1 protein-coding gene is annotated in these 1,449 nt (G+C 61.3%); it reads left to right on the top strand.

What is annotated here, in order from left to right:
* Positions 1 to 444: 444 nt before the first annotated feature.
* Positions 445 to 1,152 carry a GntR family transcriptional regulator gene (locus ET21_RS0123445; RefSeq protein WP_030541600.1) on the top strand — a complete coding sequence of 236 codons (708 nt, stop codon included), beginning with the start codon at positions 445 to 447 and terminating at the stop codon, positions 1,150 to 1,152.
* Positions 1,153 to 1,449 lie beyond the last annotated feature (297 nt).

Below are 1,449 nucleotides of genomic sequence, written 5' to 3'. Positions count from 1 at the left end.
GGCTCCACCTTCTCAGGAGTTGGAGCCTCCGACAAACCCGGCGCGGTTCATATAGACATTCAGGCATGAGGACGCGCGGGTAATGAGGGCGTCGCGACCCACTTCATAGTACGATCGTACGGTAAGGCGGTCAATCTGTTTTGTGGGGCTGATCGGCAAGCCGACCCTGACCCCGGGAGCCAGCACTGCATATCGGATTGGCTACGCATTGCGGCTGCCCATGCATCACTCCAGCTCAAACGGCATCGCACAAGGAAATATGAGTTCTTCCCTAAAATAGAAGTTTGACATTCATGGATGCCCCAGTACCAATGCTGGCGTTCCGGCCAGGGTTTTGGAAGGCCGACGCAGATGGGTGAATAGATGGGGCCGGTAGCAGTCAAGAAAACCGAAGGTTCCGAATCCCCCCCGCTTCGCCCGCTGGATCGCTTGCGCAATGGCAAGATGAGCCTGAACGCGGCGTTGCTCCAGCAGCTGCGGGCCGACCTGATGTCGGGCCGGATCGCGCCGGGCGCGCGCCTCAAGATCCCCGAACTGTCGCAGCGATATTCCGTCACGCCGGGAGCCGTGCGCGAGGCGCTTTCGCGGCTCGTTCCCGAAGGCTTGGTATCGTTTGCCGACCAACGTGGTTTCCGCGCAGCGGAGGTCACGCTCAAAGAACTTAACGACGTGACCCGTGTACGCATCTTCGTCGAGCGGGAAGCGCTCCGGGAAGCGATGGAGCGCGGTGACGACGAATGGGAGAGCGAGGTGCTTGCCGCGCATCATCGGCTGATGCGCACTGCTCGCAAGGTTGGCGACGCGACCGCTCCAGAATCGATCGAATGGACACGGCGGCACCGTGAATTCCATGCCGCGCTGATTTCCGCTTGCCGGTCGGAATGGCTGCTGCGGCTCCACAACGTGCTTTATGATCAGAGTGAGCGCTACCGCCTGCTCAGCTCCGAAGCGGGAGGCGGCGGCCGTCGCGACGCGCGGGGCGCGGATGACGATCACAGCCGCATGGTGCGTGCGGTGTTGGCGCGGAACGAGGAACTCGCGCTCGATTTAATCCAAAAGCATATTGAACGCACGGCTGAGCGAGTCCGTGCGGCGATGAAGCGCGGCAGTGACGCGGATGCGGCAGACGGCAAGCCGTCACAGCCATTCTAATAAGGGTTCGGGATCGAGATCGGATCGCGCGGGCAGCTGCGCTTATGTGCCCATCGGTTCAAGGGTTGGGCCTGCGGCCATGCTCGGAGAAGGGCTGGCCATCATGAACGGCCGTGATCCGCAAATAGCAGACTATCATGATTTCTATTCATGATGCCTGGGCCATCGCCTTAGGCCCGATCCGTAGCTGCCTTCGCCAGGGAGGTGCCTGTTGGGACGGCATTATCCTAACAGGCGGCCCTCATGCCCTGTCAATCGGCGTCCAATCGGTACCCCCAATCGGCGCGCAAAAGGGAC

Origin of the sequence: Sphingobium sp. DC-2, from assembly GCF_000722555.1 — a bacterium.
In the GTDB taxonomy this organism is placed as follows: domain Bacteria; phylum Pseudomonadota; class Alphaproteobacteria; order Sphingomonadales; family Sphingomonadaceae; genus Sphingobium; species Sphingobium quisquiliarum.
Note: the sequence above shows the minus strand (reverse complement) of the source record. Positions and strands in the feature narration are given on the sequence as shown.

Coding starts and splice junctions, on each gene's coding strand:
- ET21_RS0123445 (WP_030541600.1), top strand. CDS start 445: ATGAGCCTGAACGCGGCGTTGCTCCAGCAGCTGCGGGCCGACCTGATG.